Source organism: Alkalihalobacterium elongatum (assembly GCF_019024285.1).
In the GTDB taxonomy this organism is placed as follows: Bacteria; Bacillota; Bacilli; order Bacillales; family Bacillaceae_F; genus Alkalihalobacterium; species Alkalihalobacterium elongatum.
In genome coordinates this window covers 230190-252334 of the sequence record NZ_WMKZ01000004.1, presented here as the reverse complement: position 1 = coordinate 252334, position 22145 = coordinate 230190, and the positions used below count along the sequence as shown (strand labels likewise).

Here is a 22145-nt window from a genome sequence, read left to right as displayed (position 1 = left end):
AGAAAAGCGGAAGGTGCCTGCTTATCGGCGACAAGCGCTGGAGGACCAGCATTAGTGTCCTGGTTTTGGACACGATGATGGACCGAAGCGACCTCGAGCCGATGGCACCTGCAGCTAGACAAAGAAAAGCGGAAGGTGCCTGCTTATCGGCGACAAGCGCTGGAGGACCAGCATTAGTGTCCTGGTTTTGGACACGATGATGGACCGAAGCGACCTCGAGCCGATGGCACCTGCAGCTAGACAAAGAAAAGCGGAAGGTGCCTGCTTATCGGCGACAAGCGCTGGAGGACCAGCATTAGTGTCCTGGTTTTGGACACGTTGGCTGTGAGAACCGATCTCCTATCCATAGAGAGCGAGTAAACGATAAGATATATATTAGCAGTTGCCACTTTATAAAGATAATAAAATACAGTCCTGTATGGATGAGATCCTTCAAACTAGGGAAGTTTATCAACAAATGCTTTTTACAGGAAAAGATCCAAGGAGATTAACAAAATGAAAGAAATAGAACTCAAACTACAAGGGAAAATAAAACGACTAACAAACAAAACTTTCAAATTTGATGAACGAGTTAGGGAAGGTTGGTTTTCTGCAGTATACTTCTTAAAGACTCGGGAAATCGTTGAAAAACATAAATCAAACAATACGGTTACAATGCAGTTTTTTCAAAAAACCAATGCTGTCCTTTGTGGTACGGACGAAGTTATAGCCTTAATTAAAACCTTTGCAAAGGATCCCGAAAGTCTCGTAATTCATTCGTTAAAAGATGGAGATAAAATTAAACCATTTGAAACGGTATTAACGATTACAGGTCCATATCAAAATTTTGGCTACCTAGAGGGAATTATCGATGGTATTTTCGCGAGAAGAACTTCAGTAGCCACTAACGTCTATAATGTCGTTAAATCAGCTAGAAAATCTGGTTACCAAAAACCAGTGATCTTTATGGGAGACCGTGATGATCATTTTACACAGCAAGCTGGTGATGGATATGCATCGTATATTGGTGGTTCCAGAGCACAAGCGACACATGCCATGCATGAATGGTGGGGTAAAAAAGGGATGGGGACAATGCCTCATGCATTAATTCAACTTTTTGAAGGTGACGTTGTTGCTGCGACACAAGCTTATAAAGAGACGTTTCCAGAAGATGACTTAATGGCACTTGTCGATTACAACAATGATGTAATAACGGATTCACTACGTGTTGCTAGAGAATTTGGAGAGGAATTAAAAGGGGTACGTGTTGACACTTCGCGGACAATGGTTGATCAGTACTTTTGCCGCAACCCTAAAGTAATGGGCTCTTTTGACCCGCGTGGAGCGAACCCAGAGTTAATTTTTGCACTTCGGAAGTCACTAGATGAGGAAGGATTTAACCATGTAAAAATCATTGCAACAGGTGGCTTTACTGCCGAACGAATTGCAGAATATGAAGATTTGGGAGTCCCAGTGGACATTTACGGAGTAGGTAGCAGTTTATTAAAAATTAATATTGGCTTTACTGGAGATAATGTCATCTTGAACGGGAAAGATGAAGCCAAAGCTGGTAGAAGATACCGAGAAAACCCTAACCTTGAGCTGGTTGAATAGGGTAGTAAACGAGTTTATGACCACTTACGTGTAGGGTGGTACAAGTACTTTCACATTTCCAAAGACCTGTCTAAAGTGACAGGTCTTTTCTAAAACTTTGGGCATATATTATCTGGTGGAAGTAGAAATTGTGGTCTTTGGCCTATTTTTGCGTTGGTCACTCATTTCTAGTTTTTCTAATTCGTTGTTTCTGTTATAATAAATCTTTGTATGGCGTATCCTAAATGAAAATATTTATTCCCCAATTCAGTGGAATTTTCATACATAAGTAGTAATAGTGTTTTTTTGGAGAAGATATCATCATTTATTTGGAGGTTCAGTCAATGACTGTTTACCATTTTGTAGGAATTAAAGGGTCGGGAATGAGTGCATTGGCTCAAGTCATGCACGATATGAATTATACTGTACAAGGTTCAGATGTAGAAAAAGTGTTCTTTACGCAAAAACCTTTAGAAGAAAAAGGTATTAAAATTTTACCTTTTAGTGCAGAGAATATTGAAGAAAATCAAGTGATTATTTCTTCAGCAGCTTATAAAGATGACCACGTTGAAATTCAACGTGCAAGAGAAATGGGATTAGATGTTTATCCATATCCTATCTTTTTAGGTGAATTTATTAAAAAGTTTACCAATATTGCGGTTACTGGTGCTCACGGGAAGACTTCAACAACAGGGTTATTAGCCCATGTTCTTGGTGAAGCACAGCCTACTTCATTTTTAATCGGTGATGGAACAGGAAAAGGTGCACAAGATAGTAAGTACTTTGTATTCGAGGCATGTGAGTATCGACGACATTTTCTAAACTATACTCCTGATTACTGTATTATGACGAATATTGATTTTGATCATCCAGATTATTTCAAAGATGTAGAAGATGTCTATACGGCATTTCAGGAAATGGCAATGCAAGTTAACAAGGCCATTGTTGCTTGTGGAGATGATCAGTATTTACAACAGATTCAAGCAAATGTACCTGTTGTATTTTACGGTTTTGGCGAACATAATGATTTTCAAGGACGAAATTTGCAAGTGACAGAATCAGGGCTTTCATTTGATGTATTTGTAAGAAATAATTTTTACGGAACATTTACGATCCCAGGATACGGTAAGCATAATGTTTTAAATGCTCTATCGGTTATTGCATTATGTCACTATGAAAATGTATCTGCTGAAGTACTCAGTGAACACTTAGCTACATTTCAAGGTGTTAAACGAAGATTTAGCGAAACATTTTTTAAAGACCAAGTTTTAATTGATGATTATGCACATCATCCAACCGAGATCTATGCAACTATTGATGCTTCTCGACAAAAGTACATGGAAAAAGAGATCGTTGCCATTTTCCAACCGCATACTTTTACAAGAACTAAGGCTTTCTTAGGTGAGTTTGCTAATAGCCTAAATCAAGCAGATAAAGTTTATTTATGTGATATATTCGGTTCAGCTCGTGAAGAGAGAGGCAACCTGACGATTAATGATCTAAAGGATCTAATTCCAAATAGTGAAGTAATCGATGAGAATGAAGTAGAGAAATTAAAGCAACACGATAATGGCGTCTTGTTATTTATGGGTGCAGGTGACATCCAAAAATTCCAAAAAGCCTATGAAGAAGTATTAAAATAAATTCTTAAATAAAAAAAAGCAGAAGGATGGTGTTGATGTTGAACCGTCTTTCTGCTTTTTTAGATTAAAGTGCAAATAGAAGCACTTGGAGGTAATAATGCCCAAGGGAATAAAACTAAGCAGGGAACGAAAGAGGTTAATTCATGCCCGAGAAAGGAAAAAATTAGGTAAATAAGAGAACGAAAGAGGGCCACTCGTGCCCACTAGAGGGAGAAAGTAGGAGAACATAGGAACAAAAGCGCCGAATCGCCCCCACAAGAGGGGAAAATTAGAGTAATTGAGGAACAAAAGCGACCTAATTATGCTCAGCATAAGAAATAAACTAGGCGAAGAATTAAGGAACAAAAGAACCCCCCGTCAAAGAAACTCCAAAGAGTACCCAGTCACTACCCAGAAACAAAAAAAGCGTAAGGGGAGTTGCTTCCTCCCATACGCTTTTAAAATTTAAGCAAACTCAATAACCATAAGCACTTTAAAAATTATTTCAAGTTCTCTGGGTTTAATGCTTCTAATTCAGGGACTACGAAGCGACCGTCTTTACGAATAAGTACATCATCAAAATAAATTTCTCCACCGCCATATTCAGGACGCTGGATCATGACAAGGTCCCAATGGATAGCAGAGTGATTATCGTTAAACGCATCATCATAACATTGTCCTGGAGTAAAGTGGAAGCTGCCATCAATTTTCTCATCGAAAAGAATATCCTTCATAGGATGTTGAATATATGGGTTAACCCCGATCGCAAATTCACCAACGTAACGAGCGCCTTCATCAGTATCAAGGATCTTGTTAATTCTTTCTGTGTCGTTTGAAGTAGCTTCGATAATCTTTCCATCCTTAAATGTAAATTGAACATTTTCAAAAGTAAAGCTTTGATATGGAGATGGCGCGTTATACGAGATTGTACCGTTAATGGAGTCTCTAACTGGTGCTGTATAAACTTCTCCATCAGGGATATTCATATGCCCTGCACATTTTACAGCAGGAATATCTTTAATCGAGAAGGTTAGGTCTGTGCCAGGCCCTTTAATTTGAACTTTATCGGTGTTGTTCATTAACTCTACAAGCGCATCCATTGCTTTGTCCATTTTTCCGTAATCCAAGTTACAAACATCAAAGTAAAAATTTTCAAAGCTTTCCGTACTCATATTCGCTAATTGAGCCATTGATGAGGAAGGATAGCGCAGGACACACCACTTGGTCTTCGGTACACGAATTTCACGATGAACTTTTGTTCCTACTGTTTTACTATGTAAGGCCATGTTTTCAGAAGGAACATCACTTAATTCAGAAATATTATTTCCAGCACGCAAGCCGATATAAGCATCCATTTCCTTCATTACATTCGCCTCAAATTGAGCTGTAAGGGCTTGCTGTTCTTCTGTAGCATTCATTAATAAGGCACGATCTACTTGATGATCTTTTATAGTAACAAAAGGTAAACCACCTGCTGCATAAGCTTCTTGGACGAGGGCATTCACTAATTCTTTTTGAAGACCGAAATTTTCTATTAATATCTTTTCGCCCTTTTGGAGACGAACTGAGTAATTAATTAGATTTTTGGCTAAAGTAGTAATTCTTGGATCTCTCATCGTTGCAATTCCTCCTAAATGTATTTCTAATATTTATATTGTAAACGTTTAATAGCTAATATAATAGCAGTCGTTCAATTATTAGTAAATGGTACTAGTTCAAAATTTATGCAGGAGAATTGTATTGTTTGTAGAAATTCTTATCAAGTCTCCGTTTAAAAAAGCTTCTAAGTGGGTAAATAGCATTATGTAGGGAGGTGTACAACACAATGATGATCGTATACATAAGTGTAGCAGTTGTCGCTTTAGCATTTTTAATTTTAGTTATTTATCTTGTCCAAACATTAAAGTCAGCCACTAAAACATTAAACAATGTAGCAGATACTGTGAGTAGTCTAGAAAAGCAATTACAAGGAGTAACAAGAGAGACGGAATTCTTACTTCAAAAGACGAACCGTCTTGCAGATGATATACATGATAAATCCCAATCTCTCAATACGATGTTTGACTCTGTTAAAGATTTGGGTCAATCGGTTCAAACCGTTAATGACTCTTTAAAGAGAGTTTCGAATACTGTAGCGAGACAATCAGAACAGCAATCCGCTCAAGTTGCACAAGTCGTTCAATGGGGCAATGCAGCTATTGATTTATATTCTAAGTGGAAAGAAAAAAAGCAACACCATCCTAACGATGTTAATTCATAAAAGGAGGAATTTAATATGGGAGACAGAGATATGAATACTAAGGATTTTTTAATCGGTTCATTAGTTGGAGGAATTGTAGGTGCGTCTGCAGCACTACTTTTAGCACCAAAATCAGGTAAAGAGCTTAGAAGTAATATTAATGACCAAGCTCAAGCAGCAAAAGAAAAAACGACTAAATTTACGAATACAGCGTATGAAAGAGGAAATGAGTGGGCTTCTCTTGCGAAAGAAAAGTCTTCACACCTTGCAAGAACAGTTTCAGAGCAATCTTCTCAAGTTGTGGATAAAGTAAAAGAAGTTACAAAAAATATTAAAACGGATGTAGAGGATGCTCAAAGCTCTGCAGAAGATTTAGTAGCTGATGTAACGGATCAATTTGAAGATAGTGCGGAAAATGTAAAAGATAGCATTCAGGAAGAAGTTGAAAATCTGCACAATTCAATTACAGAAGCATCAGAAAAGCGTAAAGAGACAGCAGAGCAGGTATAAAGGAGAATTAGTCATGCAGAAAGTAAATACTACCGAAGAGTTTACAGCATTATTAAAAGAACATAAAAAGTTAATTTTATTAAAAAACAGTACAACATGTCCTGTTAGTCATGAGGCTTATAAAGAATTTTCAAAATTTGTAGAAGAGCAACCAGATGAATCTTTCTTTTACTTAAACGTTCAAGAAGCAAGACCATTATCAAACGATATTGCTGAACAATTTGATGTGAAGCACGAATCGCCACAAGCACTCCTATTTTCTGATGGTCAAGTAGTTTGGAATGCATCTCACTGGAACGTAACTGCTTCAAAATTAAATGCTGAATGGAGTAAAATCTAATAGGCAAACAAAAAGTGCAACCAAGTAGATGGTTGCACTTTTTGTTTAGGACTTTTGCTAAAGCGGGGTCAAGAAATAATTTTAGTTGTTGACTGTTTTCACTGACACGACCCGTATTTCAAGCTTATCTCCGCTATATATTGGCTCACTAAATGAGGCATCTTTATCGTTCCTAAGTACTAAAATACGTTCATCAGGTTGTGGTGAAATATTTACATCTACAAACCGAAATAAATCTTGAAAGATAAATGGTTCAGTATTCAATACTGTCATAGTTAAATTTTCGCCGTTTATTAATGGCGTTTGGCCTTCGAGTGGCTTGCCGTTACGCTTAATTTCAACAAATGGTTTGATCAATTGAACGGGTGTACCGTTATATTGGACAGTTATGGACTGTTCTGTCGGAGTCTTTAATTCTTTTCGTAAGTCTGTAACTGCAGGAAAAGGTCTATCAACTAGGTTCACATGCAAATTATCACCATTTTTTATAGTGGACTCTAGGTTTACCTCAATATTATTCAAGGTGAGCGAATGCCCTTGTGACAATAAAATTTTCCTATTGTCTACATAAACGAAGAATGGTGTAAGTGAAACTACTTCGTTTGTGAACTGAAGAAAAGTAAGAATATCCTTTACTGTTTTTGGTTGCTGAACTAGAAGCTCATCTCTTTCTTGAAGTAACTCTGAACCTGTTGTTTGTTTGCCGTTTTTTAATAGGAGTGCAGGTACGGAGACAGCCTGACCATTTAAGATGATGTTGACTGCAGGAATATCTTCAACGATATCAGATACAGTTGCAACAGCAGGAGCACCATTTTTTCCTTTTTCAATCGTAATACAATCATTTGCTTCTAGTAGAGCATCGAGAGTAGTTTGTTGACCGTTTTTAAATATTTTTGGTGGTTCTCCATGAGTGCCAGGAATAGTAACGAGCTGGTCATTTACATAGATCATCATCGCACTGCCTGGTTTTCCGTAAAGTTTTGAAATTTGTACCCCTGCAGCTAGCAAACCATCACCAACAGTTAACTTTTTCACGTCAAATACTCGAATCGTTCGGTCATTAACAGAAATACTAATGTATTCGATAGGATTTTCTTTAGCTGCAATTGCGATTCCAATCGGAGTCACTAGTTCAGGCCCTTCCTTAATCCCTTCAGTCGAAGCTAATGTTTTGATAGCGTCAATTCCGCGAATAGCCACTCGGTTATCTGGAAGGTGTAAAGCTTGAGCGATATATTTGCTTAGGCGAGGCGTCATGCTTCCTCCGCCAACGAGCATAACCGCCTTGGGTGATTTTCCATTAAGCTCGAGAATTTGCGTTGTAATGGCGTTGGCCAACTCTTTGATCGTCCCTTTGATAGCTTCAATAACAGCATCTCTAGAATACGTTGTTTCAAATCCTAAAATATCAGTTAAAGTAATTTCATCCCTTTCAGATAGTTGCCTCTTAACGAGTTCTGCATCAGGAAAATCTAGGAGAAAATGATCGCTAACAGCCTCGGTTACTTCATCCCCAGCAAATGGAACCATTCCATATGCAGTTACTGTCCCTTCATCTGTTATAGCAATATCTGATGTTCCTGCACCGATATCAACAAGAGCTACATTTAACCTACGCATGGATTGTGGGATAAGAACATTAATAGCAGCAATTGGTTCAAGTGTAAGAGCCTCTAATTCTAACTGACTGCGTTGCAGGGCAGCAATTAAAGACTCAACGACAACTTTTGGTAGAAAGGTGGCAATCACTTCAACAGTTGCCGTTTGTCCAGATTGATCGAGCAGGCTGCCTATTTTTTCTCCATCTAAACGATAATCTAGTACAGAATAACCTACACAGTAGTAATTAAAGCTTTCTTTATCATTAAAATCATTAGCAAGTTTATACTGTGCTTGTTGTACAGCACTTAGTTCTAGATGGAGGACATCTTCTAGATTAACAATACTCTTGCCAGAAATGTTCAATTCAACTTTAGCTCGCTTCGTTTTCAAGGATCTACCAGCAGCGGCTACACAAACTTTTTTTAACTTCCCGTGTTTTTCTTCTAAGGTAGACTTAATTTCCAGTATTAGTTCTGATACGGATAAAACATTATGAATTTGACCATCTAACATTGCCCGGTCTTTATGTTCTTTTGAAATAATATCTATTACTTCATAGCAACCTTTTCTTTGGTGTAAAATAAGACCAACAACTGATCTTGTCCCAATATCTAGTGCAAAAATAGGCGTATCTATATTTGTGTTCATTAGTAACACCTTCTTAATGAGTATTTCATAAACTATAAAATCACTATTATGTTATTTTGTAAAAATAACATAATTCACTTTAGTACTTAAAAGCGTTTAATCAATAAAGAAAAAAGTCGTGACATATAGTAAAATATCGTTTATAATAATCCCTAATCATTAGAAATGTACCATATTTCTTAAAACATTGAAACAAACAATAAGGAGTGGGAGAGATGAGTAACGAGCAATTAGATATGTTGAGAGACAAGTTAGATGAGGTTAATTTACAGCTATTAGAGCTAATTAATGAGCGTGCCCGCTTAGTTCAAGAAATCGGTAAAGTAAAAAATAAGCAAGGTGTAAATCGATTTGATCCAGTTCGTGAGCGAAAAATGCTTAATTTAATAGCTGAAAATAATAATGGACCGTTTGAAACATCTACATTACAACATTTATTTAAACAAATTTTCAAAGCAGGATTGGAACTTCAAGAAGATGATAATCGCAAAGCTCTACTTGTTTCTCGTAAAAAACATCCTGAAGATACTATCATCAATATTAAAGGAGAACTTGTTGGTGATGGACAACAACGTCTCGTAATGGGACCATGTGCTGTTGAAAGCTACGAGCAGGTTGCTGAAGTTGCTAAGGCGATGAAAGCACAAGGAATGAAATTATTACGTGGTGGAGCATATAAACCGCGTACATCTCCATACGATTTCCAAGGCTTAGGACTTGAAGGCTTACAAATCTTAAAACGCGTTGCAGATGAATATGATATGGCTGTTATCAGTGAAATCGTGCGACCTGAAGATATCGAAGTTGCAGTAGAATATATTGATGTTATCCAAATTGGTGCACGTAACATGCACAACTTTGAGTTGTTGAAAGCAGCTGGATCTGTTAATAAGCCAGTTCTTTTAAAAAGAGGACTTTCTGCTACGATCGAAGAATTCATCAACGCTGCAGAATATATTATTTCTAAAGGAAATGGTAACATCATGCTATGTGAGCGTGGTATCCGTACTTACGAAAAAGCAACACGTAATACATTAGATATCTCAGCTGTTCCAATTTTAAAACAAGAAACTCATTTACCAGTATTAGTTGATGTTACTCACTCTACTGGACGGAGAGATCTGCTACTTCCAACGGCAAAGGCTGCTTTAGCTATTGGAGCTGATGCGGTAATGGCTGAAGTCCATCCAGACCCAGCAGTAGCACTTTCTGATTCTGCTCAACAAATGGATATCGGACAATTCAACGAATTTTTGAGCAACCTTAGAGAGTCAGGTTTATACAAATTTTAATATCTAAATAGTAAGGGGCTGTCTCATAATAGAGTCAGGCACCTCGACCCTAAAATAAAGTGTTTTGATGCATTAGTGGTATTTTAGGAAAGTCGGGGGACTGGACACTCATGATTGAGACAGTCTCTTTTTGCTTAAATAAATGAGTATAGGAAATATGTGTTAAGGAAATTGCTAATAAATAGGATAGTATACGCACATTAAGGAGTTACATCGACACATTTCTACATAAAATAAGGAAATTAACAAATCTACTTAAAAACACTCATCAAACTGTCGATATAAGTACTGTAAACCAATTGCGGAACCTCCTTAATGTATCGTATGATAACAATACAATTAAACCAATTTTACTCAAAGGTTATTTAATATATAGAGGAGGATCATCGTGAATACAACAATTTATGATGTAGCAAGAGAAGCAGGAGTATCAATGGCAACCGTTTCTCGTGTTGTTAATGGTAACCCAAATGTTAAACCTGCAACACGAAAAAAAGTAATGGAGGCAATCGAACAACTGGGTTACAGACCCAATGCTGTTGCTAGAGGGTTAGCGAGTAAAAAAACAACTACAGTAGGTGTAATTATCCCTGATATTTCAAGTATCTTCTTTGCGGAGTTAGCTCGCGGTATTGAAGATATTGCAACGATGTATAAATATAATATTATTCTTTGTAATTCAGACCAAAACAAAGAAAAGGAAATCCGTCTTATTAATACGTTGTTAGAGAAGCAAGTGGACGGTATTGTCTTTATGGGCGGACAAATTACAGAGGAGCATGCTGATCACTTTAAAAACTCCCCAGTACCAGTTGTATTAGCGGCGACATTAGATGCTGAAAAAGCGATTCCGTCTGTTGTTATTGATTATCAACAAGCGGTGTACGATGCGATTAACCATTTACTATCTGAAGGTCATAAAAGCATTGGTATGTTATCTGGACCTCTTGAAGATCCAGTAAATGGTTACCAGAAGTTTGCGGGTTATCGTCAAGCGATTGAAGAAGCAGGTTTAGAATTTAATGAAGACATGGTTAAAATTGGGGATTATACGTATGATTCTGGGATTGAAGCGATGCAAAGCTTTATAGAGATGGAAGAAAAACCTACTGCTATTTTTGCTTCTACTGACGAAATGGCATTAGGTATTATTCACGGTGCCCAAGATAAGGGATTCGATGTACCTAAAGATTTTGAAGTTGTCGGCTTTGACAATACTCGTTTAGCAACAATGGTACGTCCAACCTTAACGACAGTAGTACAACCTATGTATGATATCGGAGCTGTTTCGATGCGGTTATTAACTAAGTTTATGAATAAAGAAGAAGTCACAGACCATATTGTCGTCCTGCCACATCGGATAGAGTTTCGAAATTCTACCGTTAAAAAGGAAAGTTAACTCTAAACACTTATACAAGTGGTAGGTGGACATCTTTAGGGAGAGGATTATGAAGAAGTTTGATATTTTGACGGTTATAGGTATTTTTGTAGGAATTTCAGTTCTATTATTAGCAATTTTCTCTAATTCTGGTCCATCTGGAGTTGTATTTTTCATTCAAATCGCTTCAATTTTAATTGTATTTGGTGGAACACTAGCTGCTACGGTAATCAATTTTACAATAGCAGAAATCAAGGTTCTGCCGAAAGTATTTCTAGAGGCTTTTCGCCATGAAGACCGTGATTTAAATGGATTAATAGATACTTTTGTTGAGCTATCTGGTAAAGCTAGGCGGGAAGGTTTACTAGCGTTAGAAGTAGGCTTAGAAGAGGTTGAGGATCCTTTTATAAAAAAGGGAGTATTACTTGCTGTAGACGGGATAGAGCCAGATGTAATTAAAGATATTATGATGGCTGAAGTAGTCGCTATGGAAGAAAGACACCGAAAAGGAAGGGCTATCATTGTAAAGATGGGAGAGTACGCTCCTGCTTGGGGGATGATTGGTACTCTGATCGGACTGGTTCTTATGCTACAAAACTTAAATGATCCCGCAACTCTGGGCCCTAATATGGCAGTAGCACTATTAACGACGTTATACGGTACGGTACTAGCTAATCTTGTGTTTTTGCCAATTGCTGCTAAATTAGAAAATAAAACAGAAGAAGAAGTGTTTGTAAAACAGATCGTGGTTGAAGGAGTCATTGGTGTTCAGTCTGGTCAAAATCCGAAAATTTTAGAAGAAAAGTTAAGTGCATTTATTCCAAAAGGTAAAAAGCTAAATGCTGACGAAGAGACGAGTGGTTTAAATGTTGAATCGTAGAAGACGGCAAGAAGAGAAGGGTGCACCAAGATGGATGGTCACTTTTTCAGACTTGATGACTCTTATTCTAGTATTCTTTATTCTATTATTCTCGATGTCTGTAGTTGATGCTGAAAAGTTTAGAGCCATAGCGGACTCATTCCAACAAAGACAAGTCCTTGATTTCCTTCCTTCAGCAATTGATTTCGAATCGCCAAAAGAGGAAAGAGGAGAACAAAGAAAAGATCCGTTTGATGAAGGAAAGTTTGGCGAAGAGCAAGATGTTAATATGGACGAGCTATTAGAAGAAGTTCAAGAATTTCTCGAAACGAATGAGCTTACTGAATTGATATCAGCTACTCGTGATGATCGAGGAGTGGTTCTAGTCCTGCAGGAGCGAACATTATTTGAAACAGCGGAAGCAGATGTCTTACCAGGTGCAGAGCCGTTTCTAGATAAGGTTGGAACTTTACTAGTAGCCATTCCTAATATGGTAAAGGTTGAAGGTCATACAGACTCCAGGCCAATTTCTACTTATCGTTTTCCTTCCAATTGGGAGCTGTCTGGTGCCCGAGCGAGTAGTGTCATTCGCTACCTTATTGAAAACCATAACCTTGAACCTAACCGTTTTATTGCTACAGGCTATGGAGATACTCGTCCCGTCGTACCAAATACCACGGTAGAAAACTTACAAACCAATCGTCGTGTCGTCATTGTCATATCTGATCCTACCTATGATACGGATGCTACCTTTTAAGTTGACTCATTTTGTAGTCAACTTTTTTATTTGATAAAAATTGCTAATCAAATAAATAATAAGCATATTCCAGACTGAATCACTAGAAAGAGCCAAGAGATTTAGTTTACAATAGACAGCAGTAATTTGAATATGATCAAACGTTGGAGGCTTTTAAATATGATAATTGGAATTATTGGTGCAATGAACGAAGAAATAGAACTGATGAAAGAAGAAATGAATATTGAAAAAGAAACGAAAGTTGCTAGAATAACTTTCTATACGGGAACGATGGAAAATCATAAAATTGTCCTCTGTAAATCGGGTGTTGGAAAAGTAAATGCAGCTTTAACAACACAAATCTTAATCGACCATTTTCAAACGGAAAAGATTATCTTTACTGGCGTAGCAGGTGCATTAGATCCAAGTTTAAATATTGGTGATATCGTTATTTCAACGAGTGCGCTTCAGCATGATATCGATGCAAGTCCCTTAGGATTTAAACGTGGGGAAATCCCTATGTTTGAACATACATCTGATTTTCCAGCAGATACTTCACTAATTGAACTAGCAACAAAAGCGTCTAAACAGTTAAACATTCAAGTAGTAAAAGGGCGTGTATTAAGTGGTGATCAGTTTATAGCGAATCAGGAGGTCGTACAAGACCTTCACGATACGTTTTCTGGTGCTTGCGTAGAAATGGAAGGCTCTGCTGTTGCTCAAGCTGCGATGCTAAATGAAGTACCATATGTGATTATCCGCTCTATCTCCGATAAAGCCAATGGAGAGGCAAAAATGAGTTTTAATGAATTTGTCCAAGTAGCAGCTAAGCAATCTAACTTTATTGTAAAAGCAATGTTAGAGCATATGGAATAAAGCCAATTTAAAGGCTTTATTGAAATATCAAAAAATAACAGGTGAGGATATGCCTCGCCTGTTATTTTTTTAAACACGCCGCTACCCAGTCGCTTCCACCTTTCAATTGTCTAGCTGCAGGTGCCATCTGCTCGAGGTCGCTTCGGTCGATCAAATGCGTCCAAAGAGCAGGCGACTATTGCTGGCCCTCCAGCGCTTGTCGCCGATAAGCAGCCACCTTCCGCCTTTCTTGTCTAGTTTCAGCGACCAGCGTCTAGTGTACTTCGCTCTCCTCCTTACGATAAGTCAACATCGGCTCACTAACGATCGCCGTGTATCCTTTATCTCATACGGAGAGACTCCAGTCCATACGCCGCTAAACGGTCGCTTCCACCTTTCAATCATGATTGCGTTTTCATTTCTCGGCGGATATGGTATAGGGCTTTTTCGACTGTCTTTTGATTTTTCTCGACAATTTCAGGCTTCCTTGGAATGGGTGGGTATAAGTTTTCTGGGTCCTCCCATGTAGGAACTAACGGCACAGGAGCTTTATCTTGCCATTCATCTAACCATGCTTGTGGGAGTGGACCTTTTGCTAAGTCGAGCTGATTTGTCATTTCTAACCAAACCATTGACCAGGCTCTAGGCACGACTCGCCAGATATCATAGCCACCTCCACCAACAGCAATCCAGCGTCCATCACAATATTTATGGGCTAATTCATGAGCTAACTTTGGTATGAAACGGTATGTTTCAATGGTTGAACATAGATGTGTTAATGGATCATAGTAGTGAGCATCAGCACCATTTTGAGTAAGAATTACATCTGGTTTAAAGAATTCCATGACTTCGCGAAAAGTAGTTTCATAGGCTGATAAAAATGATTCATCCTCGGTAAAGGCGTCTAATGGAACATTAATTGAAAATCCATAACCTTCGCCTTGACCTTTTTCACTTACATGTCCCGTTCCAGGAAATAAATAACGTCCTGTTTCGTGAATGGAAAAGGTGCAAACATCACGATCATCATAAAATGCCCACTGGACTCCATCACCATGATGGGCATCGGTATCAACGTAAAGAACTCTTGCACCATATTTTTGTTTCATATATTCAATGGCGATTGAACTGTCATTATATATACAAAAACCAGAAGCTTTTCCACGAAAACCATGGTGGAGACCACCGCCTAGGTTGATCGCATGATTCACTTTATTTTCCATAACGAGATCAACAGCAGTAAGTGTTCCACCAACAAGTAGAGAAGCGGCTTCGTGCATGTTTTCAAACATTGGAGTATCCTCTGTACCTAGTCCGTAATTGTTAGCAATTCCAATACTGAGTTCACCTTTACCTGCTGCTCTAACTGCATCAATAAATGACTTGTCGTGAATAAGTGCAATTTCTTCATCGGTGGCCATTCGTGGTTTCACAATTTGACCGTCATTAATAGCATTTAATTTACTAAGTAAGTCGTGTACAAGATTTAATCGTAAATGGTTGAAGGGGTGATCTTTACTAAATTTATAGTTAAGTTGATCTTTAGAATAAATAAAAGCTACATCATTACTCATAGGTCAATACCCGGTAAGTTCGGCCATAGTACTTTATAGCCTTCTTTTTCGATTGCTTCAATAATCCCCCTTGGATCCATCGTTTGTACACGAAACGTAAGTACTTTATAGTTTGGGTCATTATTACAAGGATAAACGAGGACGCTTGTAATATTTACTTTTCTTTCTTTAAAAATAGAGGCTAAATCTGCAAGCTTCCCAGTAATGTTTTCTACACGAATATCGATCTGTGAACTAGGTTGATGGGCTCCCATTAATTCTACTAATGTATGAAGGATATCCGTTTCTGTAATAATTCCGACCAGCTTATCATCTTCAGTAATCGGCAAACAACCGATATTATGTTCATAAAAAATAGAAGAAACTTCAGCAACGAAATCAAGTTTTTGTGCAGTAATAACTTCAGTTGTCATAATTTCTGTTACAGGTTTTAAGAAATCCTCTTTATGTTCATCTGCATGGAAGATAGAAGGACTTGCATCACGGATGTCGCGATTAGTAACAATACCTAAGATATGCATGTCATCATCTACAATAGGAATATGGCGAATTCGATTTTTATTCATTATTTCAATGGCATCTTGAATAGTTGCTGTAGCCTTTAAGGTTGTAATGTCAGTACTCATTATTTCTTCTACTATCATTTCGCAAAGCACCCTTTCATTCAAACAATGATTTCTATATATAAACAGTCAAAAGTAACAATGTTTATTGTAACAGCCAAGACTTTTAATACATAAAGCGATTTTTAAAGCGTAAACGGTCAAATTTTTCTATTGATTCGGTATCAACTCGACTACCGATTCGAACCATTAGACAGTTAGCAGGATGTGAACTAATTTCAGGATCATCAGTTGCATACCATACGAGACCACCAGCATTCATCATTTTTTCCATCACTTTACGGTAATCCCAAACGGATAAGCCACTACCTTTTAAATCCCAATGCCAGTAGTATTCGGTAGTAATAATAATATAATCTTCCATTGCGTCATCCATTACAGATAATCGCAATAAGTTTTTACCTATTTGTATGCCACGGTATTCTCGGGCAACTTCAATAGCACCTAATTCAATGAGATTTTCCATGTTTGCTTCAGACCAACGTTCGAGTGGGTCAGGGTAAACAAATGTTACATACCCAATGATTTGATTGCCATCTCGAGCAATATTAATTCTGCCCTCGGGTAAATCAGCAATGCCGATTATGGCTTTTTTTTGTTGTTCTGGTGGTCTAAAAGCAGTTAATCCTGGATGATAATCTAACTTTTCAAGTTCTGATCCTTTTATCGGACCTTCAATCACAATCGTTCGATCTTCAAACGGTATTTCAGTTCGATAATATGTTTTTACATGGTTCAATGTGGTAACCACCTTTAAAAAAACTTAGAAAGTTATACTTTCCATAACTTCAACATCATTATACATGAATCATATTACAAATACGTTGCATACAGCAATTGACACAAAAAGTTAAAACAATTAATTCTATTGGGTAATATGATAAAATTCCAAAACTTCCAAATAAGAATTGAAGAAATATTCTAAATATACTATAATAAATTAAGGAAGTAGGGAAATTCATGTAGAGAGGAAGATGTAAATGAACGTGCAAGCGCTTCCAGCAACGAAAGGTAACCACAATCTAGTAAATTATGAAGAAACAGCTGCAAATTTTGATTGGAGTTCAGTTGAAAAAGAATTCTCATGGAGTACTACAGGTAAGGTAAATATGGCATATGAGGCCATCGATCGTCACGCACTTTCTGATAAAAAGGATAAAGTAGCACTCTACTATAGTGACGCAAAACGTGATGAGAAATATACATTTGAGCAAATGAGTCAAATGTCTAATCGCGCTGGTAATGTTTTAAAAAGCGTTGGTGTAGAGAAGGGTGACCGAGTATTTATTTTCATGCCGCGTTCTCCAGAATTATATTTTTCAGTACTTGGCGCTATTAAACTTGGTGCAATTGTTGGTCCATTATTCGAAGCATTTATGGAGGGAGCGGTACGCGATCGTTTAGAAGATAGTTCAGCAAAGGTATTAATCACAACTCCAGATCTTCTTGAGCGTGTCCCTGTAGGAGATCTTCCTAACCTAGAAACTGTATTTATTATTGGTGAAAATGTTAAAGAAGAAGGTCCAATTAAGGACTTCAATAGATTAATGCAAGAAGCAAGCAGTGAGTTAGAGATCACTTGGGTAGATCGTGAGGATGGACTTATCCTTCATTACACTTCTGGTTCAACTGGGAAACCAAAAGGTGTTCTTCACGTTCATAATGCAATGATCCAACACTATCAAACTGCTAGATGGGTATTAGACTTACAAGATGAGGATGTATATTGGTGTACAGCTGACCCAGGTTGGGTAACAGGTACATCTTACGGTATTTTTGGTCCGTGGTTATGTGGTGTAACAAATGTTATTCGCGGTGGCCGTTTCAGCCCGCAAGATTGGTATGAAACGCTACAACGTTACCAAGTAACAGTTTGGTACAGTGCTCCAACGGCATTCCGTATGTTAATGAGTGCAGGAGATGAGCTTGTTAATCAGTATGATCTTTCAAGTATCCGTCATATTCTATCAGTTGGTGAGCCGCTAAACCCTGAAGTTGTACGTTGGGGATCGAAAGTATTTGATCTTCGTATCCATGATACATGGTGGATGACTGAAACGGGCGCTCAGCTTATCTGTAATTATCCTTGCATCGATATTAAGCCTGGATCAATGGGTAAACCAATTCCAGGAGTAAAAGCTGCTATCATTGATGATCAAGGAAATGAATTACCTCCAAATCGTATGGGGAATTTGGCTATTGCAAAAGGTTGGCCATCTATGATGAGAACGATTTGGAATAATGAGGAGAAGTATCAAAGTTACTTCGAAATTGACGGCTGGTATGTATCAGGTGACTCAGCTTATATGGATGAAGAAGGATACTTCTGGTTCCAGGGTCGAATTGACGATGTTATTATGACAGCTGGTGAGCGTGTTGGTCCGTTTGAAGTAGAAAGTAAATTGATCGAACACCCAGCAGTGGCAGAGGCAGGTGTTATTGGTAAGCCTGACCCTGTTCGTGGTGAGATTATTAAAGCGTTCATCGCGTTACGTGAAGGTTATGAGCAAAATGATGAATTAATTGAAGAGATTCGTAACTTTGTTAAAAAGGGTCTTGCGGCACATGCTGCACCTCGTGAAATTGAGTTCCGTGAAAAGCTGCCAAAAACAAGAAGTGGTAAGATTATGCGTCGTGTTCTTAAAGCTTGGGAACTTGATTTACCTACAGGCGATTTATCGACAATGGAAGATTAATAGAAGGAGGCTAACTTCGGTTAGCCTTTTTATTTTTGGCTGTGTTCGTTCAGCTCTATGAAGGTCACTTCCATTGGGAAACTATTTTGTAATGTCCTTCGTCAGCTTTAGGGACACAGCTGTTTTAAATATATATTCTTTATAAATGTTGATGTACTAAAGAAAAATAGGATACCAATTACAAGTCAATTGGTATCCTATTTCATATATTTTATAATGTTTCTCTACGAAGACAGAACTACATACATTAAAAGGGTAGCCTTCTTAAATAAATGAAACGAGTGTTATATTCAATATGTTTTAACTTTCATCTGCTGGAGGTTCTGTGCTTGGTTTTCTAGAATCATCATCAGATGGTGGTTTAGGCTTTTTCTTTTCATCATTTTTCTTATCTTCATCTTTTTTATCATTTTTAGGTTTCTTTTCTTTTGGTGGTTCAGAACTCCAGTTTTCTCCTTTAGCAATCTTAGAGGCAGGAGATTCTTTTCCAGCTACATCAACAGCAGTTACATAATATGCATTAGCACCTGAGCTTACATTATGAGAAGTAGTCGCACTTCCTTTAATACTAGCAATTAATTTGAAGTTGTCTGATCCATTTCGTGCTTGATATATTCGGTAACCCACGATGTCATTTTCCTTTTGTTTGCTCCATGTTAATGATGAGCCACTTAAGTTTACGTTGCTGACAGCGTCTGGTTGTTTGCCGTTATGATTAGCCTTACGATCAGGAATAACGTTGTTTAATTGACTTTGAAGGGACTCGCTTAGCTGATACGTTTCAAGATACTGTTCTTTGACCATCACACCACTAAAGACAAATTCTCTAGGTGTATTTTCTAAAGCAATATATGGCTGATCATCAATTAATACATAGTTAACCTTTTGCAAGCTGTCGTCCACTTTTGTTGGAACAAATTTAGCATTAAATAAATCAGTTTTTACTAATCCTGCTTCTTTACACAATTCAGAAGGTAATAATCCAGAAACACCACAGATGGCTCTTGATACAATTCCATCAGGCATTTGGAAATTGTGGCCTGGAGACATTACTTCTGGTCGAACATCATAGGCTGCGTTTGCGATATTAGCCCATATTTGTTGTGTTCGTTGGCTGTAACTTAACCCAGCGACTGGACGTGTACTGATTGACCTAGGAGTATCATATCCAACCCAAACACTCATTGTTACATTCGGGTTAGTTGCAACAAACCAAATGTCATGGAAGTTTTGAGATGTTCCGGTTTTACCTGCCCAATCCGATCGGAATTTTAAGCGGCTAGGTACTGAGCTTGCTGTCCCTCCGCGTAAAACATCACGCATCATATCGATCATTAAATAAGCAGTTTGTGGCGAGAACACTTCTACCTCTTCGATTTCATGTTCAAAGATAACTTCACCATCTTTGGTTTCGATTTTTTCAATCATATAAGAAGGAATATATTTTCCTCCGTTTGCAAATGTTGCATAAGCATTCGTGTTATTTTCCACTGAAACATTATGATCAATTGCTCCGATGGCAGCAGATTCATATGGCTCACCATCGTTTAATTGAAAGTTCATCTTTAAGAGTGTTTCTCGACTTTTTTCATGTGGTGTCATCCAGAAACTTCGAACAGCTGTTGTATTCTGTGAAGTCTTGAGAGCTTCTCTTACAGTAATTAAACCTCGATGACGATTATTAAAGTTTCTAACTTCTGTTGAACCAGCTTTATAAAACGTTGGTACATCAGGAATGATGTGACCAGGTTGAATGGCACCGATATCCATGGCAGGTCCATAGGCGAGAAGTGGTTTCATGGTCGAACCATTTGAACGTCTTGCTTGTGTCGCATGATTCGTTTCTTCACGCTCAAAATCTCTTCCTCCAACAAAAGCTAAAATCGCTCCTGTACGATTTTCTATAATCATGGATCCAACTTCTTCAGGTTCCCCTAGATCATTTTTCGGTCCAAAAAATCGGTCATCTTTAATTGCTTCATTAATTGCATCATACATCTCTCTGTCGATCGTTGTATGGATACGATAACCATTTTGTCGTAAGTCACGACGTGCTTGAGCATAGTAGGTAGAAAGGACTTCAGCTCTTTCTTCACCTTCTAATTGATCGAGTTCAATATTATCCTCTTGTATAAATTGCTTTACAAGTAAATCGGCAGTACGACGCTCTACTTCGTCTGCAATATACGGATATTGTTCTCTAATTGATGGAGTTGCTTCTGTTAGGTTTGCCCGAATATCGTAATCAAGTGCTTCAAAATATTCTTTTTCGGTAATATATCCACCTTCATGCATTCGTCTAAGTACCGTTTTCATACGGTTAATTCCAGGGTCCATATTTTCTTTCACTAACACTCTACCTTCACTACGGTAAAATGGTGTATATCCGAAAGGACTTTGTGGCAGCCCAGCGATGAAAGCTGCTTGTGGAATGCTTAAGTCTTTTGCATCAACTCCAAATATTCCTTGGGCTGCTGCTTGAACTCCCGCAATATTACGTCCATTTGCATTTCGTCCAAATGGAACAATATTCAAGTAAGCTTCAAGAATTTCATCTTTTTCGAAAAAATGCTCTAAACGCATCGCCAGTACAATTTCACGAGCTTTACGATCAAAAGATACTTCGCTTGTAAGTAATTGATTTTTTACTAATTGTTGTGTTAGTGTACTCCCACCTGTTTGTAGAGATGAGTTAGTGAATTCTTGAAAGGTTGCCCGCATAATCGCTTTTGGTACAATTCCTTCATGTTCAAAGAAATACTCATCTTCAGTTGCGATAATTGCATTAATTAGGTGGGGAGAGATCTCGTCTAAAGAAACTTCACGTCTTTCTAAATCAGTAGGAAGTTCACCTAAAGGGACCTCGTTAGCAAAAAATATTTCACTAACTTCCTCATAATTATAAATGTCTTTTTTCATTTCTTCATAAGTTCTTAGCTTTTCGTCTTTAACGAGAGATGCGAAGAAGCCAGCTCCTGCACCACCTACAAAAAATAATGAAATAACGCCGAATACAATAAAAACTAAAAATAAGTTCCAAACAACTTGATATGTAATATCGACTTTGCTAAGAATTTTTCTACGTCTAAAAAAGTTAACAACTGGTTCACATTTACTTGATAAAGTATTTAATAGATTTCTCATAGATAAGAACCTCCTAAACTTCATCCAATATTATACCATAATTAAATTTGTCTTTAATATGATTATATGTTGGAAAGGAAAGTCAAAGATTGACATTAGAAAATAATTATGTTAAAAAGATAAGAATGAAATATAATATTTATTGCATGGATTAGTTTTCAGTAATAGTCTCTCCCTGTTTTAGAGAGCCGGTGGTTGGTGAAAATCGGTACATAGAGTAACTATGAATTACAAGCTAGGAGCAATCTATTATGAATAGTCATAATAGACGGATATATTCCGTTATCATTGAGAGTGGAAGATAAATGTTCTTCAAGAAGGGTGGTACCGCGAGATTTCTCGTCCCTTTTTGAAGGACTTTTTTTATGGGCTCTTTTCACAAAGCTGTTTTTCGTAAACTTTGTTGCTTAATGGTCCAATAGCTAGAAGCAACAAGAAGCGAGCAAAATTAT

19 protein-coding genes and 1 other annotated feature are annotated in these 22145 nt (G+C 37.6%); of the genes, 13 read left to right on the top strand and 6 right to left on the bottom strand.

Features of this window, described 5'->3' with window-relative positions:
• The 4 genes from GKP30_RS08395 to murC form a co-directional block, all read left to right on the top strand.
• On the top strand, positions 1–200 hold a 200-nt coding region (locus GKP30_RS08395), incomplete at its 5' end, for a hypothetical protein (RefSeq protein WP_216828977.1).
• Positions 197–328: a hypothetical protein gene (locus GKP30_RS23740; RefSeq protein ID WP_268884675.1), complete on the top strand. Its 132-nt coding sequence runs from the start codon at positions 197–199 to the stop codon at positions 326–328. The genes GKP30_RS08395 and GKP30_RS23740, both read left to right, overlap by 4 nt.
• Before the next feature lie 167 nt (positions 329–495).
• Positions 496–1593: a nicotinate phosphoribosyltransferase gene (locus tag GKP30_RS08390; RefSeq protein ID WP_216828976.1), complete on the top strand. Its 1098-nt coding sequence runs from the start codon at positions 496–498 to the stop codon at positions 1591–1593.
• A gap of 323 nt (positions 1594–1916) precedes the next feature.
• Positions 1917–3215: a UDP-N-acetylmuramate--L-alanine ligase gene (gene murC / locus GKP30_RS08385; protein WP_216828975.1), complete on the top strand. Its 1299-nt coding sequence runs from the start codon at positions 1917–1919 to the stop codon at positions 3213–3215.
• Between the two features lie 479 nt (positions 3216–3694).
• On the opposite strand, the gene GKP30_RS08380 is transcribed toward murC, so the two are convergent.
• The gene (locus GKP30_RS08380) at positions 3695–4810 is read right to left on the bottom strand and encodes an aminopeptidase (protein ID WP_216828974.1); all 1116 of its coding nucleotides are present in this window, start codon (positions 4808–4810) and stop codon (positions 3695–3697) included.
• Positions 4811–5019: 209 nt separating this feature from the next.
• On the opposite strand from GKP30_RS08380, the gene GKP30_RS08375 reads away from it, so the two are divergent.
• Genes GKP30_RS08375 through ytxJ form a run of 3 tightly spaced genes read left to right on the top strand, consistent with a single transcriptional unit; the run spans position 5020 to position 6283 of the window.
• A complete protein-coding gene (locus GKP30_RS08375) occupies positions 5020–5454 on the top strand; it encodes a DUF948 domain-containing protein (protein ID WP_216828973.1) in 435 nt (144 codons plus the stop codon).
• Between the two features lie 15 nt (positions 5455–5469).
• Positions 5470–5943: a YtxH domain-containing protein gene (locus tag GKP30_RS08370; RefSeq protein ID WP_216828972.1), complete on the top strand. Its 474-nt coding sequence runs from the start codon at positions 5470–5472 to the stop codon at positions 5941–5943.
• 13 nt (positions 5944–5956) lie between these two features.
• Positions 5957–6283, top strand: coding sequence for a bacillithiol system redox-active protein YtxJ (gene ytxJ / locus GKP30_RS08365; protein WP_216828971.1), 327 nt, complete (start codon positions 5957–5959; stop codon positions 6281–6283).
• 81 nt (positions 6284–6364) lie between these two features.
• On the opposite strand, the gene GKP30_RS08360 is transcribed toward ytxJ, so the two are convergent.
• Complete coding sequence (locus tag GKP30_RS08360) at positions 6365–8536, bottom strand: cell division protein FtsA (RefSeq protein WP_216828970.1); 2172 nt, start codon at positions 8534–8536, stop codon at positions 6365–6367.
• 215 nt (positions 8537–8751) lie between these two features.
• Between GKP30_RS08360 and GKP30_RS08355 the strand changes: the two genes are divergently transcribed.
• The 5 genes from GKP30_RS08355 to GKP30_RS08335 all read left to right on the top strand — a co-directional run bounded on the left by GKP30_RS08355 (position 8752) and on the right by GKP30_RS08335 (position 13677).
• A complete protein-coding gene (locus GKP30_RS08355) occupies positions 8752–9828 on the top strand; it encodes a bifunctional 3-deoxy-7-phosphoheptulonate synthase/chorismate mutase (protein ID WP_216828969.1) in 1077 nt (358 codons plus the stop codon).
• A gap of 388 nt (positions 9829–10216) precedes the next feature.
• Positions 10217–11227, top strand: coding sequence for a catabolite control protein A (ccpA, locus tag GKP30_RS08350; RefSeq protein ID WP_216828968.1), 1011 nt, complete (start codon positions 10217–10219; stop codon positions 11225–11227).
• Positions 11228–11276: 49 nt separating this feature from the next.
• Positions 11277–12086, top strand: a complete 810-nt coding sequence (gene motP, locus GKP30_RS08345) for a flagellar motor protein MotP (RefSeq protein ID WP_216828967.1) — start codon at positions 11277–11279, stop codon at positions 12084–12086.
• Positions 12073–12822, top strand: coding sequence for a flagellar motor protein MotS (motS, locus tag GKP30_RS08340; protein ID WP_216828966.1), 750 nt, complete (start codon positions 12073–12075; stop codon positions 12820–12822). The genes motP and motS overlap by 14 nt, the downstream gene beginning before the upstream one ends.
• A gap of 159 nt (positions 12823–12981) precedes the next feature.
• Positions 12982–13677 (top strand): 5'-methylthioadenosine/adenosylhomocysteine nucleosidase, encoded by a 696-nt coding sequence (locus GKP30_RS08335; protein WP_216828965.1) that lies wholly within the window; start codon positions 12982–12984, stop codon positions 13675–13677.
• Positions 13678–14057: 380 nt separating this feature from the next.
• Here GKP30_RS08335 and GKP30_RS08330 read toward each other — a convergent pair whose 3' ends face one another.
• The 3 genes from GKP30_RS08330 to GKP30_RS08320 all read right to left on the bottom strand — a co-directional run bounded on the left by GKP30_RS08330 (position 14058) and on the right by GKP30_RS08320 (position 16592).
• The gene (locus GKP30_RS08330) at positions 14058–15230 is read right to left on the bottom strand and encodes an acetoin utilization protein AcuC (RefSeq protein ID WP_216828964.1); all 1173 of its coding nucleotides are present in this window, start codon (positions 15228–15230) and stop codon (positions 14058–14060) included.
• Positions 15227–15874 (bottom strand): acetoin utilization AcuB family protein, encoded by a 648-nt coding sequence (locus GKP30_RS08325; RefSeq protein WP_216828963.1) that lies wholly within the window; start codon positions 15872–15874, stop codon positions 15227–15229. Before GKP30_RS08325 ends, GKP30_RS08330 begins: the two co-directional genes overlap by 4 nt.
• 85 nt (positions 15875–15959) lie before the next feature.
• Positions 15960–16592, bottom strand: coding sequence for a GNAT family N-acetyltransferase (locus GKP30_RS08320; protein ID WP_216828962.1), 633 nt, complete (start codon positions 16590–16592; stop codon positions 15960–15962).
• A 241-nt stretch (positions 16593–16833) separates the two neighbouring features.
• Between GKP30_RS08320 and acsA the strand changes: the two genes are divergently transcribed.
• On the top strand, positions 16834–18549 hold the full coding sequence (gene acsA / locus GKP30_RS08315) for an acetate--CoA ligase (RefSeq protein ID WP_216828961.1): 1716 nt from the start codon (positions 16834–16836) through the stop codon (positions 18547–18549).
• 300 nt (positions 18550–18849) lie between these two features.
• On the opposite strand, the gene GKP30_RS08310 is transcribed toward acsA, so the two are convergent.
• On the bottom strand, positions 18850–21693 hold the full coding sequence (locus GKP30_RS08310) for a transglycosylase domain-containing protein (protein WP_216828960.1): 2844 nt from the start codon (positions 21691–21693) through the stop codon (positions 18850–18852).
• 138 nt (positions 21694–21831) lie between these two features.
• Positions 21832–22043: a binding site (T-box leader), on the top strand.
• The last annotated feature ends 102 nt before the right edge of the window (positions 22044–22145 follow it).

Excerpts from the sequence above, each read along its gene's own strand:
- GKP30_RS08325 (WP_216828963.1), bottom strand. The coding sequence starts at position 15,874 with ATGATAGTAGAAGAAATAATGAGTACTGACATTACAACCTTAAAGGCT.
- GKP30_RS08335 (WP_216828965.1), top strand. The coding sequence starts at position 12,982 with ATGATAATTGGAATTATTGGTGCAATGAACGAAGAAATAGAACTGATG.
- acsA (WP_216828961.1), top strand. The coding sequence starts at position 16,834 with ATGAACGTGCAAGCGCTTCCAGCAACGAAAGGTAACCACAATCTAGTA.
- GKP30_RS08330 (WP_216828964.1), bottom strand. The coding sequence starts at position 15,230 with ATGAGTAATGATGTAGCTTTTATTTATTCTAAAGATCAACTTAACTAT.
- GKP30_RS08370 (WP_216828972.1), top strand. The coding sequence starts at position 5,470 with ATGGGAGACAGAGATATGAATACTAAGGATTTTTTAATCGGTTCATTA.
- GKP30_RS08310 (WP_216828960.1), bottom strand. The coding sequence starts at position 21,693 with ATGAGAAATCTATTAAATACTTTATCAAGTAAATGTGAACCAGTTGTT.
- GKP30_RS08355 (WP_216828969.1), top strand. The coding sequence starts at position 8,752 with ATGAGTAACGAGCAATTAGATATGTTGAGAGACAAGTTAGATGAGGTT.
- GKP30_RS08360 (WP_216828970.1), bottom strand. The coding sequence starts at position 8,536 with ATGAACACAAATATAGATACGCCTATTTTTGCACTAGATATTGGGACA.
- motP (WP_216828967.1), top strand. The coding sequence starts at position 11,277 with ATGAAGAAGTTTGATATTTTGACGGTTATAGGTATTTTTGTAGGAATT.
- ytxJ (WP_216828971.1), top strand. The coding sequence starts at position 5,957 with ATGCAGAAAGTAAATACTACCGAAGAGTTTACAGCATTATTAAAAGAA.
- motS (WP_216828966.1), top strand. The coding sequence starts at position 12,073 with ATGTTGAATCGTAGAAGACGGCAAGAAGAGAAGGGTGCACCAAGATGG.
- GKP30_RS23740 (WP_268884675.1), top strand. The coding sequence starts at position 197 with ATGATGGACCGAAGCGACCTCGAGCCGATGGCACCTGCAGCTAGACAA.
- GKP30_RS08390 (WP_216828976.1), top strand. The coding sequence starts at position 496 with ATGAAAGAAATAGAACTCAAACTACAAGGGAAAATAAAACGACTAACA.
- murC (WP_216828975.1), top strand. The coding sequence starts at position 1,917 with ATGACTGTTTACCATTTTGTAGGAATTAAAGGGTCGGGAATGAGTGCA.
- GKP30_RS08375 (WP_216828973.1), top strand. The coding sequence starts at position 5,020 with ATGATGATCGTATACATAAGTGTAGCAGTTGTCGCTTTAGCATTTTTA.
- GKP30_RS08380 (WP_216828974.1), bottom strand. The coding sequence starts at position 4,810 with ATGAGAGATCCAAGAATTACTACTTTAGCCAAAAATCTAATTAATTAC.